Below are 15,494 nucleotides of genomic sequence, written 5' to 3' on the forward strand. Positions count from 1 at the left end.
AGATCACGGAGATACCGCCATGAATTTAATGGTTCGCAAGCCCAAGCCGCTCGTTCAGTTTGGCCAGACACCGCTTTTGACCACCCCCGCGGCCAAGGAGCTTACCCAGCAAAGCCCGGCGCTTTCGCTGCTGACCGATTTCACCCAGGTAGCGCCGCAGTCCATCGCCGCGGATACCCCGATCAACGAAGCGCACCTGAAAATGCGCCACAGCGGCGTAAGGCTTCTGTTCGTGATCGATCGCAACGAGCACTGCGTTGGTGTTTTGACCGCCAAGGAAGTCATCGGCACCCGCCGGGTGAACCTGGCCATGCAGCAGCGCCAGCTCGACCGCGAAGAGATCACCGCCGAAATGATCATGACGCCCTGGGAAAAACTCAGCGCCATGCCCATGGAGCACCTCACGTCCATGAGCATCCAGGATTTGATCCTCTCGATGGAGAGCTTCACCGAGCAGCATCTTTTGATCACCGAACACAACGCCGAGCACGCCTTGAGCGTTCGCGGCCTGATTTCAGTGACCGATATTCAAAACGCCATCGGTCAGGGCAATGGCAAGATCGACAATACCGTGGTGCCCATGGCCAGCAGCTTCGCCGACATTTGCCAGGTCATCACCGGCCACGATTTATAAAACGCGCCGCACCCCATCACGAAAAAACCGCCCTCTTTTAGAGGGCGGTTTTTGTTTGGCTGGCCAACACTTTCATACCAACTGGTCAGGGCAAGGGCACCCTGCGGTGCCCCTGGCTTAAAACAGCGACGCGTTGATCCAAAGATGTGCGCCGATGCTGGCCGCGTAGCCCAGCAAAATGGCCGGCACCCAGCGCAGGTGCACCGCGAAGGTGTAGATGCCGCGCGCCTGGCCCATCAAGGCCACGCCCGCCGCCGAGCCCATGGAGAGCAGGCTTCCGCCCACGCCGGCGGTCAGGGTGATCAACAGCCAGTTGCCCTCTGTCATATCCGGCGCCATGGAAAGCACCGCGAACATCACCGGAATGTTATCGACGACCGCCGAAATGAGCCCCAGCACCACGTTGGCCCAGATCGGGTTCCAGCTACCGTAGAGGGTCTCGGAGAGCAGGCTCAAATACCCCATGAAGCCCAAACCGCCGACACACAGCACGACCCCGTAGAAGAACAGCAATGTGTCCCACTCCGAGCGGGCGATCCGGCTGAAAATATCGAACGGTACGACGCTACCCAACTGCTCGAGCTTTTTCCAATCCCCCCGGCGGGAGTAGCGCTCGCGCTTGCGCTCCAGCGAGCGGGGCAGGCTCTGGCGCAGGTAGTAGCCAAAAAACTGCAAAAGCCCCAGGCCGAACATCATGCCCATGGCCGGCGGCAGGTTGAGCACCGAGTGACAAAGCACCGAGATCGCAACGGTGACCAAAAACAGCGCGATGATGCGCCGCGAGCCGCGCTTGAGCCAGACGTTCTCGGTCAAGGCCGCGGGCTGGCGGTTGATAATGAAGAAATTCATGATAGTGGCGGGCACGACGAAGTTGATGATCGCCGGTATCAGCAGTACGAAGAAACCCTCGAAGGGAATTTGTCCGCCCTGCCAGACCATCAGCGTGGTGATATCGCCAAAGGGGCTGAAGGCGCCGCCGGCGTTGGAGGCCACCACCACGTTCACACAGCAAAGGCCGATGAACTTGTTATCGCCTTCGGCGACCTTGAGCACCACCGCACACATGAGCATGGCGGTGGTCATGTTGTTGGCAATCGCTGAAATGCCGAAGGCCAAAAAGCCGGTAATCCAGAAAAGGCTGCGGTAGCTAAACCCCTTGCGCACGAGCCAGGCGCGCAGCGCATCGAAAATGCGCCGCTCCTCCATGGCGTTGATGTAGGTCATCGCCACCAGCAAGAAGAGCAAAAGCTCGGTGTACTCCAAAAGCGTTTCGCGAAACGCCGTTTCGGCCTCCTCGGGCATCCCCGCCTGCACGTAAATCCAGGCAACGATGGCCCAGATGAGACCGGCGGCCACCAGCACGGGTTTGGACTTGCGCATATGGATGATCTCTTCACTCATCACCAGCGCATAGGCGAGAATGAAGATGATCACACAGCTAATACCAGCGACGGTGGTGGTCAGATCGAGCGGGCCAGCAGCGGCAAAGGAGAGCGAAGGAAAAGCGAGGAGGAGAAGCGTAATCAACAACCAAGCACCCCGGCGGTTGGAGCACCGGGTTGCAAGGACGTTCGATGAAGTCATGGCGGCGGGATCCTGAGCGTTTTAAGTAGGGATGGAGAGACACCGCCAAATGATAAGCACACTAACTAAGTGTTGCAACGCAGCGGTTGCGCATAAGATGCGCCAATTCACTGCGCCTTGCAAAGTCGATTAACGAAGGTTTATGAGCCCTACTCGACGGTTACACTCTTGGCCAGGTTGCGGGGCTGGTCGACGTCGGTCCCCTTGAGAACCGCCACGTGGTAGCTCAAAAGCTGCAGCGGAAGCGTGTAGAGCAGCGGCGCCAGCGCTTCGTGCACGTGGGGTAGCGTCAGTACCTCGATGCCTTCCTGGGCGACGATGCCCACGTTCTCGTCGGCAAAAACGAAAAGCTGCCCGCCCCGGGCGCGTACTTCCTGCAGGTTGGACTTGAGCTTTTCCAGCAGGTCATCGTTGGGCGCGATTGATATCACCGGCATTTCGCTGTCCACCAGCGCCAGCGGCCCGTGTTTGAGCTCGCCGGCGGGGTAGGCTTCGGCGTGAATGTAGGAGATTTCCTTGAGCTTGAGCGCGCCTTCCAGCGCGACCGGATAGTGGGCGCCACGCCCCAGAAAGAGCGCGTGGTGCTTTTCGGCAAACGCCTGGGAAAGCGCCTCGATCTGGCTGTCCATCGCCAGCACCTTTTGGCAAAGCGCGGGCAGTTCGCGCAACACCTCAACGATCTCACCGTAATCCCCGCGCCCGTTGGCTTTCGCCACGCTCAGGGTCAAAAGCATCAGCGCAACCAGTTGGGTGGTGAACGCCTTGGTCGAGGCCACGCCGATCTCCGGGCCGGCCCGGGTCATCAGCGCCATGTCAGATTCGCGCACCAGCGAGCTTCCCGGTACGTTGCATATCGCAAGCGTACCCAGATACCCCAGGGTTTTGGCAAAGCGCAGCGCCGCCAGGGTATCCGCGGTTTCCCCGGACTGGGAGAGCGTCACGAACAGCGTCCCTTCCGGCACCACCGGGTAGCGGTAGCGATACTCCGAGGCCACTTCCACCTGCACGGGTACACCGGCGTAGCGCTCGAGCCAGTAGCGCGCCACAAGCCCCGCGTGAAAACTGGTGCCACAGGCGATGATGTGGATCTGGCGCGCCTTTTCGAAAAGTGCGTGGGCATCGGGGCCGAAGCTTTCAACCAGGACACCGTCAGCACTTAACCGGCCTTCAAGGGCCGCGCCCATCAACGCGGGCTGCTCGAAAATCTCCTTGAGCATATAGTGGCGATACTCGCCCTTGCTCGCCGAACCGTCGCCGTGCTCGAAGGTGTGGATAGGGCGCTCGACGGTCTGGCCGTCGCGGTCGACCACGGTGATCGCGCCCTTGTCGCGCAGCACGACCAGATCGCCCTCTTCCAGATAGATAAACCGATCGGTAACGGGCAAAAGCGCCATCGGGTCCGAGGCGAGAAACGCCTCGTCGATACCTACCCCCACCACTAGCGGGCTGCCCTGGCGGGCGCCGACCACCACACCGGGCTCGTTTTTGCACATCACACCCAGCGCGTAGGCGCCGCCCAGGTTTTTGACGATATAACGGGTCGCTTCGAACAAATCCGATCCGTTGGCCAGCTTCTCGCTGAGCAAGTGAGCGATCACTTCGGTGTCGGTTTGTGAGCTGAACGCGTAACCGTCATTTTCGAGGCGCGCCTTGATGGGCTCGAAATTTTCGATGATGCCGTTATGCACCACGGCCACCTGGTCCTGGCTGTGGTGCGGGTGTGCATTCGCCTCGGTGGGCTTGCCGTGGGTGGCCCAGCGCGTGTGAGCAATGCCCGAGGTGCCGGGAAGCGCTTCACGTCCGAGCTTTTCGGCAAGGGCGCCGACCTTGCCCACCGCCCGGTGGCGCCTTAGGGCCCCCTCGCTAAGCACCGTCATGCCAGAGGAGTCGTAGCCGCGGTACTCCAGGCGTTTGAGTCCCTCCAGCAGGATCTCCTGTACGTTACGCTGTGCAACCGCTGCGACGATGCCACACATGGGTCTCTCCTTGGCTTTTGGGCGATGGGTTCAAGAGGTTTTTTTGGTCGGGCGCGACCAGGGCGCTTTTTGCGTCTGCGGGCTACGGGTGAGCGCAAGCGCCTGGTCGCTGACATCCTGGGTAATCGTCGAGCCCGCGCCGACCGTGGCCCCGGCGCCCACGGTGACCGGGGCAACCAGGGCGCTGTTGGAGCCGATAAACGCCTCGTCGCCGATCACGGTGCGGTGCTTGTTGGCGCCATCGTAGTTGCAGGTAATCGTGCCGGCGCCGACGTTCACCCCCCGCCCCAGGGTGGCGTCGCCCACATAGCTTAGGTGGTTGATCTTGCTGCCCTCGCCCACCTCGGCGTTCTTGGTTTCGACGAAATTGCCGACCCTGGCGTCGAGCGCCAGCCGGGTACCCGGGCGAAGCCTGGCAAAGGGGCCCACCCGGTTGCGCCCCGCACTCCAGGTATCTTCGATGACGCTGTGGCTTTCGATCACGCTTTCCGCGCCGATGACGCTGTTTTTAATCACACTGTAGGGCCCAACCCGTACGTCGTTTTCCAGGCGCACGTCGCCTTCGAACACACAGCCCACGTCGATAAAGACGTCTTCGCCGCAGGTGAGCGTGCCGCGCACATCGAGCCTTGCCGGGTCGGCCAGGGCAACGCCCTGGGCCATCAGCGCCTCGGCCAAATCGAGCTGATAGGTGCGTTCGAGCCGCGCCATCTGCGCGCGGTTGTTGACCCCTTCGACCTCGGCGGCGCTTTGCGGCTGGGCGGTGCACACCGTCGTGCCCTCCGCGCTTGCCAGGCCAATCACGTCGGTCAGGTAGTACTCGCCCTGGGCGTTCTGGTCGGAAAGCTTCGGCAGCCAGCGTTCGAGCTGCTCGGTGGTCATCGCCATGATACCGGTGTTGCACTCGGTGATGGCGAGCTCGGCGTCAGTGGCATCCTTCTGCTCGACGATGGCCACCGCCTCGCCCTCGGCGTTGCGCACGATGCGCCCGTAGCCGCTGGGATCAGGAAGCGTCACGGTCAAAAGCCCCATGTGCGTCTCGTCCACCTGCTCGAGCAGCGCGGTGAGCGTCTCGGCCTGAATCAGCGGCACGTCGCCGTAAAGTACCAGTACCTTGCCGCTGCCACAGGCGGGCGTAGCCTGCATCACCGCGTGGCCGGTGCCTTTTTGCTCGGTTTGCTCGGCAAACGTGACCGCCTGACCGTCCAGGGCTTGGCGAAGCTGTTCGCCGCCGTGGCCGATCACTACGTGGGTGCGGGTAGGCGCGAGCGTGGCGGCAGTATCGAGCACGTGTTGTACCAATGTCTTGCCGGCAAGCGTATGCAGCACCTTGGGGGTTTGCGAGCGCATCCGCGACCCTTTACCGGCGGCGAGGATGACGATGTCGAGTTCTTGCATGTTAGTCCCTGATTGAAGCGGGTGAGGTCTCGGCGTTCCAGGCATCGATACCCAGCTCGGCCATCAACGCTTCACCGAAATAGTCGACGAAAGCGGGGCTTGCCAGGCTCTGCCACTGTTCTTCGCCGATATTGACGAGCATCAGCACGCTCAAGTCATTGTCGACGGCCATTTGCATGCCACGCTCTTCCCCCGCCACCGAAAGCGCGGTTGCCCAGGCATCCGCCCAGGCGTTGGAGGGGTGAAACACCGACACCGAGGCCAAACGATGGGTAATCGGGCGGCCGGTGCGCGGGTCGAGGGTGTGCGCGTAACGCTGGCCGTCGGCTTCGAAGTAGTGGCGGTAGTCGCCGGAGGTCGCCACCGACAGCGCCTCCAGTGGAATGACGTGCTGGGCCCGGGGCTGGCCGTTTTGAGGCACTTCGATACCGATGCGCCAGGGCTCCCGGTCGGCCTCACTGCGATGGCCGCGGGAGATCAAGTCGCCGCCCAGGTTCACCAGGTAATCCTCGATGCCCTGCTGGTCCAGATACGCCGCCACGCGATCCGTTGCGTGGCCCTTGGCAACGCCGGAAAGGTCGATGAAAACATCACGATTGCGCCTGGCCTGCATGCGCTGGGTGTCGACCTCGACGGCGTCGAAGCCGATGCGCGCCAGGCGATCCTCGAGTTCCTGCTCGGAAGGAACCTCTTCGGGGCGGGCCTCGGGCCCAAAACTCCACAAATTGACCAGCTCGCCGATGGTGATATCGAAAGCGCCGTTACTCGTCTCGGCCACCGACTGGCTAATCGCCATTACTTCGATCAATTCGTTGGAAAGCGGTTGCCACTCGCCCAGCGGGGCGTTGTTGAACGCAATCAGCTCCGAGTCGTCGCGGTAGGTAGACATTGCCTGGTCGACGTCTTCGAGCTCGACAAGAATACTTTCTTCCAGCGTTTGAGCTTCGCCTTGGGTGAGCGAATCGGCAATGGTCACCTGATAAAACGTGCCAAAAATGCCGCCTTCGAAGCGTACGGGGGAATCAAGCGGGCGGTCTTGTTCGGAGCAGCCCAAAAGCAGCAGCGCCATCAGCAAAAACGCGGCGTGGCACAACCTCGGCGAATAGTTTTTCATGTAGGGTCCCTTTAAAACGCCCAGGCATTAGAAATAAAAAAACCACAAAAGCCAAGCGCCGAACAGCACACGATAGATGACGAACGGCTGCATGCTCAGCTTTTTAATCACCGCTAAAAAGTAGTGGATACACAGGTAAGCACTGATGCCCGACAGCACCGTCGCGCCCAGCATGACCGGCACGTCGACCGAGGCGCCTTTGCTTGCAAGCTTAAACGTCTCGAGCCCACCGGCTAATATAATGACAGGAATGGAAAGCAGAAACGAGAACCGCGAGGCGCTTTCACGGCTCATGCCCGCCATCAGCGCGGCGGTAATGGTGATCCCCGAGCGCGAGGTACCGGGGATCAGCGCGAGTATCTGGGCGGCGCCGATAAACAGCGCATCCCTCAAGCGCATATCGTACTCGGAGCGGGTGCCGCGCTTTTTCCAATCGGCGTAGCCCAGCACCAGGCCAAAGACGATCAGACTGATGGCGATCACCAGCGTGGAGCGCATGTGACCTTCCACGATGTCTTGCAGCAAAAACCCGGCCAGACACACCGGTATCGTGGCCACTACGACCCAAAGCGCCAGCGTTGCCTCACGGTTGACGCCCCGGCCACCCACCGCTGCCAGGCTGCTAGCCACCATCTGCCAAAGCTCACGGCGAAAGTAGAGGATGACCGCGCTCAAACTGCCCAGGTGAAGCGCGACATCGAAGGCCAGGCCCTGGTCGTCCCAGTCGGTCAATACGGGCACTAAAATAAGGTGAGCGGAACTTGAAATGGGTAAAAATTCGGTCAGCCCCTGCACGACCGCTAACACTACCACCTGAAGCCAATCCATGGATTGTCCTATTCGTCTGTCGTTATTTAAAGAATGTTTACCTGTCAGGCGAGCAAACAATACCTGCCTCTTGGCGCATTGTCCGTTTCTCTCAACGAACAAGCGCCAAGGGGCTATAGATTACGCCGCTATACGCTACAATGGGGCTCTAATGAACGTGCACGCCCTGCAAGGTACCCATGTCTCAGACCGTAGAATCGTCAGTGGTTCAAAATCATACACTTGACCACGAACAAGCCAAACGGGTGACCTACATTGGCGCCTGGCTGGACGGGCTTTTGAGCATCGTCAAGGTAGCGGTGGGCTTTTTGGTCGGCTCGGCGGCGCTGGTCGCCGACGGTATCCACTCGCTCTCGGACCTGGTCACCGACGGTTTCGTGCTGACCGCGATCCACTACGGCCGCCAGGAACCGGATAACGATCATCACTACGGCCACGGGCGTATCGAAACGCTGACCACGCTATTGCTGGGCAGTATCCTGATATTCGTCGCCGGCGGCATCGCCTGGTCAAGCCTGGACCGGTTGTTAAGCGGCGAGGGGGTAAGCGCTCCGGGGTACGTGGCGATCGCCATCACCGTCGCCGCACTTGCCAGTAAAGAGTGGATATTTCGCTACACCATGCGCGTGGCCAAGCGCGTGCAGTCTAAATTGTTGGAAGCCAATGCCTGGCACTCGCGAAGCGATGCGCTTTCGACCGCCGTGGTGCTGGTGGCGCTTCTTGGCGCCCAGTTCGGGCTTGGCTGGGTGGACGCGGTAGCCGCCGTAGTGGTGGGGCTTTTGGTGGGTAAGGTCGGCTGGGATCTACTGTGGCAATCCGCCCGGGAGCTGGTCGATACCGCACTCCCCGAAAACGTCCAGCAGCAGATGCACGACGTGGCCTGTAGCGTGGCTGGCGTTGATAGCGTGCACGACCTGCGCACTCGCCAATCCGCGGGCTGGGTCATGGTCGATCTACACATCGTGGTCGGCCCCACCATTACGGTGTCCGAGGCTCACGAGATCGGCAACGAGGTGAGCCGCCGGCTGCGCCACGCGTTTCCCCTCCTCACCGACGTCATCTTTCATATCGACCCCGAGGACGACGCTGGTGAAGGCGACCCGAGCAAGCTGCCGGGGCTGCCGCTTCGTCCGGAGGTCGAGGCAGCGCTCGACGAGCGCTGGTACGCCCACCCGGTATGGCGCACGTTGAACGAATTACAGCTTCACTACCTGGACAACAAGGTCTCGGTGTCGCTGATCATCAGCGACGCCGTGCATCAGCCGCCCCAGTGCCTGGCCAGCCAACTCAAGGCCATGGCCAATGATATCGAGTGGCTGGGCCACGTGGAGATTCTCTTTATCACCCGGGCGGCGAGCAGCGCGCTTCGGTGAATCGTGAATCGTGAATCGTGAATCGTGAATCGTGAATCAACGCAGGGTGGTGCGGGCGCTGCCTTTTGCAGTACAGGGGCAGCGCCGGCGTGGGCGGTGGTTCAAACCGCCGAGAGGATGATGGTGGCGATGGTAAAGTAGATCAGTACGCCCGTGGCGTCGATCAGGGTGGTCACCAGCGGCGCCGACGCCGTGGCCGGGTCGACCTTGAAACGCTCCAGCACGAAGGGTAGGCACATACCGATCAAGCTGCCAAACAACACGATGGTCACCATACTCAGCGCCACGATCATCGCCACCGCTTCGCCGCCGCGCATGATGCCGATCGGCGTGACCGCAATCGCCATGGTCAGCCCAAGCGCCCCGGCGACCATGAGCTCGCGTCCGAGCATCTTGCCCCAGTCCTTGACGCCAACATCCCCGGTGGCCATCCCGCGCACCATCAAGGTCGCCGCTTGGGCGCCGGCGTTACCGCCACTACCGATCAGAAGCGGCAAAAAGAACACCAGCGCCACCTGAGAGGCGATGACGTCCTCGAAGTAGGCAATGCCCGCCCCGGAAAACAGATTGGCAAATACCAATAGTACGAGCCAGGTTACGCGCTTGCGGTAAAGGCTCCAGAGCTTGACCCGGCTGACGCCGTCCTCGAGCTGGCCGATCGACATCCCCTTGTGGATATCTTCGGTCGCCTCGGACTCCGCCACGTCCATGGCGTCATCGTGGGTGACGATCCCCACCATGCGCCCATCGATATCGATCACCGGTAGCGCCAGCAGGTCGTAGCGCGCCACCACCCGGGCGACCTCTTCCTGGCCGTTATCGACGGCGGTGCTGATCACGTCCTTGATCATGATGTCGTCGACCATCGCCCCGGGGCGCGCGACCATGAGCTGGCGAAGCGACATCGTGCCGATCAGCTCGCCGTCGCTGTCCAGCACGTAGAGCTGGTACACGGTTTCGGCGTCCGGCGCGGTCTGGCGTACCCGCATCAGCGCTTGCGACACCGTCATGCCACTGGCTATTGCGACATAGTCAGAGGTCATGATGGCGCCGGCAGTGCCCTCTACATAGCTTGCCAGACGCTTTAGGTCTTCGCGCTCCTGGTGGGCCATCCGCCGCAAAAGCGCTTCGCGGCGATCTTCCCCCAGCAGGTTGAAAAGATCCGCCCGCTCGTCCGAGCCCATCTCTTCCAATAGTTTCAGGACCTGGGTATCGGAGAGCTCGGCGACTACCTCGAGCTGGCTTTCGCCGGGCAGGTAGCCCAGCACGTTGGCCGCGCGCTCGGTGGAGAGGATATCGAGAATCGCTATCGCCGCGGTGAGCTCTTCGTCATCCTCGATGAACTCTTCGAGCACCTGGGCGATATCCGCCGAACGTACTTCCGCCAGACGCTCGGACACCGCCTGGCTCGGCGCTTGCTGGGAAAGCTCGCCCAGCAGCGTTGATTTCAATTCCTGCAAGGTTTCATCGGATAGCGACATCGCAATCTCCCTGAAAGAGGCGTTATGTTAGATGAGTTTTGCAGATAGATAGCTCGCTACTTTGCCGGAATTTATAGTAGCAGATAAAAAAAACGCCCCTTAAACCGCCAGGGGTTCAAGGAGCGTTTTATTCACGTCACGCGTGAGCTCTAGCCTTTACCCGCCTTCTTGCGCAACTGCTGGATCGTTCGCAGCTGAGCAACGGCTTCGGCCAGTTCCGCCGAGGCGCGCGTGTAGTCGAGCTCGGCGGACTTCTCGTTGAAGGCCTTGAGCGCGTCCTGACGCGCCTGCTCGGCGGCAGCCTCGTCAAGGTCGCTCGCCCGCGCCGCGGCGTCGGCCAGAATCGTCACCACCTCGGGCTGAACTTCCATGAAGCCGCCGGACACGAAGAAGTTCTCTTCCTTGCCGCCGTTCATGATCACCCGGATCGGACCCGGCTGAAGCTCGGTCAAAAGCGGCGTGTGGCCGGGTAAAATACCCAGATCGCCCATCAAACCGGAGGCGATGACCTGCTCGACGCTGTCCGAGAAGATGGACGCTTCGGCGCTGACGATAGTGCAAGTGAAGCTATTCGCCATAGCGAATCCCCCTAGTGAACGGGATTACTTCTTCATCTGGTTGGCTTTTTCGACCGCTTCGTCGATAGAGCCGACCATGTAGAAGGCCTGTTCGGGCATATCGTCGTACTCGCCGTCCAGAATGCCCTGGAAGCCGCTAATCGTGTCTTTCAGCGACACGTATTTACCCGGCGAACCCGTGAACACCTCGGCGACGAAGAACGGCTGCGACAAGAAGCGCTGGATCTTACGCGCCCGGGCCACGGCCAGCTTGTCTTCGTCCGACAGCTCGTCCATACCCAGAATGGCGATAATATCCTTGAGTTCCTTGTAGCGCTGCAGCACACCCTGTACGCCGCGGGCGACGTTGTAGTGCTCGTCGCCGATGACCAGCGGATCCAACTGACGCGAGGTGGAATCCAGCGGGTCGATCGCAGGATAAATACCCAGCTCGGCGATGGAGCGCGCCAGTACCACGGTGGCGTCCAGGTGCGAGAAGGTGGTGGCCGGTGACGGGTCGGTCAAGTCATCCGCGGGAACGTAAACCGCCTGCACAGACGTGATAGAGCCTGCTTTGGTGGAGGTGATACGCTCCTGCAACACACCCATCTCTTCGGCCAGCGTTGGCTGATAACCAACCGCAGACGGCATACGGCCAAGCAGGGCCGATACTTCGGTACCCGCCAGGGTGTAGCGGTAGATGTTATCGACGAACAGTAGCACGTCGCGGCCTTCGTCACGGAATTTCTCCGCGATGGTCAGACCCGTCAGCGCCACGCGCAAGCGGTTACCCGGCGGCTCGTTCATCTGACCGTAGACCAGCGATACCTTGTCGATAACGTTGGATTCGGTCATTTCGTGATAGAAGTCGTTACCCTCACGCGTACGCTCACCCACACCGGCGAATACGGAGTAGCCGCTGTGCTCGGTGGCGATGTTGCGGATAAGCTCCATCATGTTGACGGTTTTACCGACACCGGCGCCGCCGAACAGGCCTACCTTACCGCCCTTGGCAAACGGGCACACAAGGTCGATGACCTTGATACCGGTTTCCAAAAGCTCGTTGGAAGCCGCCTGGTCGGCGTAGCTCGGTGCCTTGCGGTGGATCGGCATGCGCTCGGCTTCGCCGATCGGGCCAGCTTCGTCGATCGGCTCGCCCAGCACGTTCATGATCCGGCCTAGCGTTTCGGTACCTACGGGTACAGAAATTGCGGCCCCTGTGTTGGTCACGTCCAGACCACGCTTCAAGCCCTCGGTAGAGCCCATCGCGATGGTCCGCACCACGCCGTCGCCCAGCTGCTGCTGGACTTCGAGGACGGTCTCTTTTTCAGAGACCTTTAGCGCGTCGTAGACCTTGGGCACAGAGTCCCGCGGAAACTCTACGTCAATCACCGCGCCGATGATTTGTACGATACGTCCGCTCATCTTGGTTCCTCTTTAAAACCTGCAAATGAAACCTGTCTGCCCGATGCCGACTCGCGGCATCAAGGGCGTTATACGGCTGAAGCGCCGCCGACGATCTCGGAAATTTCCTGGGTGATGGCGGCCTGGCGGGCCTTGTTGTACACCATCTCCAGATCGTCGATCAGATTGCCCGCGTTATCGGTGGCACTCTTCATGGCGATCATCCGGGCGGCCTGCTCGCAGGCGCCATTTTCGACCACCGCCTGATAGACCTGGGATTCGATGAAGCGAACCAACAGGCCATCGAGTAACGCCTTGGCATCCGGTTCATACAGGTAGTCCCAGCTTCCGGGACGGGCGTTTTCTTCATCGTTGGAGGCGTCGTCGCCCATATCCGGCGAAAGCGGCAGAAGCTGACGGACCACCGGCTTTTGCGTCATGGTGTTGATAAACTCGTTATACACCACGTAAAGCCGGTCGAGACGTCCTTCATCATAAGCTTGCAGCATCACCTTGACGCTGCCGATCAAACCTTCAACCGTTGGCTTTTCACCCAGCCCGCTTTTCGCGGCCACCAGGTTACCGCCGTAGTTACGGAAAAACGCGCTGGCTTTGGAGCCGAGGGCACAGAAGTCGAGCTCTGCGCCCTGCTCGTGCCAGGCCTTGGCGTCTTTCACCACGGCCTTGAACAGATTGGCGTTCAAGCCGCCGCACAGTCCACGATCCGTGGAGACCACGATATAACCGACGCGATTGACCTCGTTACGCTCGACCATGTAGTCGTGCTTGTACTCGGGGTTTGCGTCCGCGATGTGGCCGACCACGTTACGAATCTGCCTGGCGTACGGCTGGCCTGCCTTCATCAAATCTTGCGCTTTACGCATTTTCGACGCAGCGACCATTTCCATAGCGCTGGTGATTTTCTGCGTATTTTTGACGCTTCCGATCTGGTTGCGTATCTCTTTTGCAGCTGCCATAGCGATCTACCCTTCGTTCGTGGCTCTCAGAAAGTAGGCAAGCCCGCCTATAGGCGGGCCGGACATTACCAGCTCTGAGTCGCCTTGAACTGTTCGAGACCGGACTTCATGCCGTCCTTGATCTCGTCGTTGTAGTCACCGGTCTGGTTGATCTTGTCGAGCAGCTCAGCGTGTTCGGACTTCATGTAGTCGTGCAGGGCACGCTCGAAGTCCAACACCTTGTCGACGCTGACATCATCCAGATGGCCTTCGTTAGCGGCGTAAAGCGTCAGCGCCATTTCCGCCACGGACATCGGCGAGTACTGGTGCTGCTTCATCAGCTCGGTAACGCGCTGACCATGTTCGAGCTGCTTACGCGTCGCTTCGTCGAGATCAGAAGCGAACTGCGAGAACGCCGCAAGCTCCCGGTACTGCGCAAGCGCCAGACGCACGCTACCGCCAAGCTTTTTGATGATCTTGGTCTGGGCCGAACCACCGACACGAGAAACCGACAAACCTGCGTTGATCGCCGGACGAATACCGGAGTTGAACAGGTTGGTTTCCAGAAAGATCTGGCCGTCGGTGATCGAGATCACGTTGGTCGGAACGAACGCGGAAACGTCGCCGCCCTGGGTCTCGATGATTGGCAGTGCGGTCAAGGAGCCGGTCTTGCCGGTGACTTCGCCGTTAGTGAACTTCTCGACGTAGTCGGCGTTGACGCGCGCGGCGCGCTCCAAAAGACGCGAGTGGAGATAGAACACGTCACCCGGGTAGGCTTCACGGCCCGGCGGACGGCGCAGCAGCAGCGATACCTGACGATACGCCACGGCCTGCTTGGAGAGGTCATCGTAGACGATCATGGCGTCTTCGCCACGGTCGCGGAAGTACTCGCCCATGGTGCAGCCGGAGTAGGCGGCGAGGAACTGCATCGGCGCCGGGTCGGACGCGCCGGCCGCGACCACGATGGTGTGCTCCATCGCACCGTGCTCTTCGAGCTTGCGCACGACGTTGGCAATGGTCGACTGCTTCTGACCGATCGCCACGTAGACACAGGTGACGCCCTTGCCTTTCTGGTTGATGATCGCGTCGATGGCGATCGCCGACTTACCGATCTGACGGTCGCCGATGATCAGCTCACGCTGACCGCGGCCGATCGGCACCATGGAATCGATCGACTTCAAACCGGTTTGGATCGGCTCGTCGACGGACTGACGCGTGATGACGCCAGGCGCGACTTTTTCGACCGCGTCGGTGAGCTTGGCGTTGATGTCGCCCTTACCGTCGATGGGGTTACCGAGTGCGTCGACTACGCGGCCCGCGAGTTCCGGGCCCACCGGCACTTCGAGAATGCGACCGGTACACTTGGCGGTCATCCCCTCTTCGAGCTGGAGGTAGTCGCCCAGTACCACGGCGCCTACGGAGTCGCGCTCGAGGTTGAGCACCATGCCGAAGATGGCGTTCGGGAATTCGATCATTTCACCAAACATCGCGTCTTCGAGGCCGTGAACTTTCACGATGCCGTCGGAAACGGTGACGATGGTACCCTGATTACGGGCTTCGGATGCGACGTCAAGCTTCTCGATTCGCTGCTTGATGATGTCGCTGATCTCGGAAGGATTCAGTTGCTGCATGCCATGTCCCTCGGACTCAAGCGGTTAGCGCATCAGTAAGGCGGTTCAATCGACCACGCACCGAGCCGTCAATGACGGTATCGCCGGCACGCAGGATGACACCGCCGATGAGCGACTTGTCTACCTGAGTAGAAATTGAGATTTCGCGATTCAGACGTTTCTTAAGCGCGTTTGCCAATTTGGTCTTCTGCGGCGCCGTCAGCTTGTAGGCCGACGTGACCATCACCTCGACACGCTGCTCGAACTCGGCGCGCAAGCGCTCGAACTGATCAGCGATGAAAGGCAGTGCCAACAGACGGCCCTGGGTCGCCAGGGCCGTCAAAAACCGCTTAATGCCCTCGGGCTGTTCCGGCAAAATGCTGGAAAGCAGCTCGATCTTGGTTTCATTGACGACTTTTGGGCTACCCAACACCCGGCGTAGGCCGTCGTCGGCAACCGCAACGCTCAAAAAATTCAGCGCCTGAGACCAGCTATCAAACGCTTCGTAATCACGCGCGTATTCAAACGCTGCCTTAGCGTAAGGACGAGCGACGGTAAGTAGTTCCGCCATGGGTCACC

At 60.5% G+C, this 15,494-nt stretch carries 13 protein-coding genes; 2 read left to right on the top strand and 11 right to left on the bottom strand.

All coding sequences use genetic code 11. The annotated features are described in order from the left end of the window. The first annotated feature begins 19 nt into the window (after positions 1–19). Positions 20–634, top strand: a complete 615-nt coding sequence (locus tag ACWFVE_RS16955) for a CBS domain-containing protein (protein WP_447530435.1) — start codon at positions 20–22, stop codon at positions 632–634. 117 nt (positions 635–751) lie between these two features. On the opposite strand, the gene nhaD is transcribed toward ACWFVE_RS16955, so the two are convergent. The 5 genes from nhaD to ACWFVE_RS16980 form a co-directional block, all read right to left on the bottom strand. Beyond that, the gene (gene nhaD / locus ACWFVE_RS16960) at positions 752–2,218 is read right to left on the bottom strand and encodes a sodium:proton antiporter NhaD (RefSeq protein WP_447530436.1); all 1,467 of its coding nucleotides are present in this window, start codon (positions 2,216–2,218) and stop codon (positions 752–754) included. A 149-nt stretch (positions 2,219–2,367) separates the two neighbouring features. Further along, positions 2,368–4,194 carry a glutamine--fructose-6-phosphate transaminase (isomerizing) gene (glmS, locus tag ACWFVE_RS16965; protein ID WP_447530437.1) on the bottom strand — a complete coding sequence of 609 codons (1,827 nt, stop codon included), beginning with the start codon at positions 4,192–4,194 and terminating at the stop codon, positions 2,368–2,370. A gap of 30 nt (positions 4,195–4,224) precedes the next feature. Next, complete coding sequence (gene glmU / locus ACWFVE_RS16970; protein WP_447530438.1) at positions 4,225–5,592, bottom strand: bifunctional UDP-N-acetylglucosamine diphosphorylase/glucosamine-1-phosphate N-acetyltransferase GlmU; 1,368 nt, start codon at positions 5,590–5,592, stop codon at positions 4,225–4,227. A 1-nt stretch (position 5,593) separates the two neighbouring features. After that, positions 5,594–6,706 (bottom strand): FAD:protein FMN transferase, encoded by a 1,113-nt coding sequence (locus ACWFVE_RS16975; RefSeq protein ID WP_447530439.1) that lies wholly within the window; start codon positions 6,704–6,706, stop codon positions 5,594–5,596. 27 nt (positions 6,707–6,733) lie between these two features. Further along, positions 6,734–7,534, bottom strand: a complete 801-nt coding sequence (locus tag ACWFVE_RS16980) for an undecaprenyl-diphosphate phosphatase (RefSeq protein WP_447530440.1) — start codon at positions 7,532–7,534, stop codon at positions 6,734–6,736. A 179-nt stretch (positions 7,535–7,713) separates the two neighbouring features. Between ACWFVE_RS16980 and ACWFVE_RS16985 the strand changes: the two genes are divergently transcribed. Further along, a complete protein-coding gene (locus ACWFVE_RS16985; protein ID WP_447530441.1) occupies positions 7,714–8,907 on the top strand; it encodes a cation diffusion facilitator family transporter in 1,194 nt (397 codons plus the stop codon). A 101-nt stretch (positions 8,908–9,008) separates the two neighbouring features. On the opposite strand, the gene mgtE is transcribed toward ACWFVE_RS16985, so the two are convergent. The 6 genes from mgtE to ACWFVE_RS17015 all read right to left on the bottom strand — a co-directional run bounded on the left by mgtE (position 9,009) and on the right by ACWFVE_RS17015 (position 15,486). Beyond that, complete coding sequence (mgtE, locus tag ACWFVE_RS16990; protein WP_447530442.1) at positions 9,009–10,388, bottom strand: magnesium transporter; 1,380 nt, start codon at positions 10,386–10,388, stop codon at positions 9,009–9,011. A 149-nt stretch (positions 10,389–10,537) separates the two neighbouring features. Beyond that, positions 10,538–10,966 (bottom strand): F0F1 ATP synthase subunit epsilon, encoded by a 429-nt coding sequence (locus ACWFVE_RS16995; protein WP_447530443.1) that lies wholly within the window; start codon positions 10,964–10,966, stop codon positions 10,538–10,540. 24 nt (positions 10,967–10,990) lie between these two features. Then, complete coding sequence (atpD, locus tag ACWFVE_RS17000; protein WP_447530444.1) at positions 10,991–12,370, bottom strand: F0F1 ATP synthase subunit beta; 1,380 nt, start codon at positions 12,368–12,370, stop codon at positions 10,991–10,993. A 68-nt stretch (positions 12,371–12,438) separates the two neighbouring features. Further along, the gene (gene atpG / locus ACWFVE_RS17005) at positions 12,439–13,326 is read right to left on the bottom strand and encodes a F0F1 ATP synthase subunit gamma (RefSeq protein WP_447530445.1); all 888 of its coding nucleotides are present in this window, start codon (positions 13,324–13,326) and stop codon (positions 12,439–12,441) included. Between the two features lie 65 nt (positions 13,327–13,391). Next, the gene (atpA, locus tag ACWFVE_RS17010; protein ID WP_447530446.1) at positions 13,392–14,936 is read right to left on the bottom strand and encodes a F0F1 ATP synthase subunit alpha; all 1,545 of its coding nucleotides are present in this window, start codon (positions 14,934–14,936) and stop codon (positions 13,392–13,394) included. Between the two features lie 16 nt (positions 14,937–14,952). Next, positions 14,953–15,486, bottom strand: a complete 534-nt coding sequence (locus ACWFVE_RS17015) for a F0F1 ATP synthase subunit delta (protein WP_447530447.1) — start codon at positions 15,484–15,486, stop codon at positions 14,953–14,955. Between the last annotated feature and the right edge of the window lie 8 nt (positions 15,487–15,494).

It is taken from the genome of Vreelandella mediterranea, assembly GCF_970647075.1.

Coding starts and splice junctions, on each gene's coding strand:
- glmU (WP_447530438.1), bottom strand. CDS start 5,592: ATGCAAGAACTCGACATCGTCATCCTCGCCGCCGGTAAAGGGTCGCGG.
- ACWFVE_RS16985 (WP_447530441.1), top strand. CDS start 7,714: ATGTCTCAGACCGTAGAATCGTCAGTGGTTCAAAATCATACACTTGAC.
- ACWFVE_RS17015 (WP_447530447.1), bottom strand. CDS start 15,486: ATGGCGGAACTACTTACCGTCGCTCGTCCTTACGCTAAGGCAGCGTTT.
- atpA (WP_447530446.1), bottom strand. CDS start 14,936: ATGCAGCAACTGAATCCTTCCGAGATCAGCGACATCATCAAGCAGCGA.
- ACWFVE_RS16980 (WP_447530440.1), bottom strand. CDS start 7,534: ATGGATTGGCTTCAGGTGGTAGTGTTAGCGGTCGTGCAGGGGCTGACC.
- atpG (WP_447530445.1), bottom strand. CDS start 13,326: ATGGCAGCTGCAAAAGAGATACGCAACCAGATCGGAAGCGTCAAAAAT.
- atpD (WP_447530444.1), bottom strand. CDS start 12,370: ATGAGCGGACGTATCGTACAAATCATCGGCGCGGTGATTGACGTAGAG.
- nhaD (WP_447530436.1), bottom strand. CDS start 2,218: ATGACTTCATCGAACGTCCTTGCAACCCGGTGCTCCAACCGCCGGGGT.
- ACWFVE_RS16955 (WP_447530435.1), top strand. CDS start 20: ATGAATTTAATGGTTCGCAAGCCCAAGCCGCTCGTTCAGTTTGGCCAG.
- ACWFVE_RS16995 (WP_447530443.1), bottom strand. CDS start 10,966: ATGGCGAATAGCTTCACTTGCACTATCGTCAGCGCCGAAGCGTCCATC.
- glmS (WP_447530437.1), bottom strand. CDS start 4,194: ATGTGTGGCATCGTCGCAGCGGTTGCACAGCGTAACGTACAGGAGATC.
- mgtE (WP_447530442.1), bottom strand. CDS start 10,388: ATGTCGCTATCCGATGAAACCTTGCAGGAATTGAAATCAACGCTGCTG.
- ACWFVE_RS16975 (WP_447530439.1), bottom strand. CDS start 6,706: ATGAAAAACTATTCGCCGAGGTTGTGCCACGCCGCGTTTTTGCTGATG.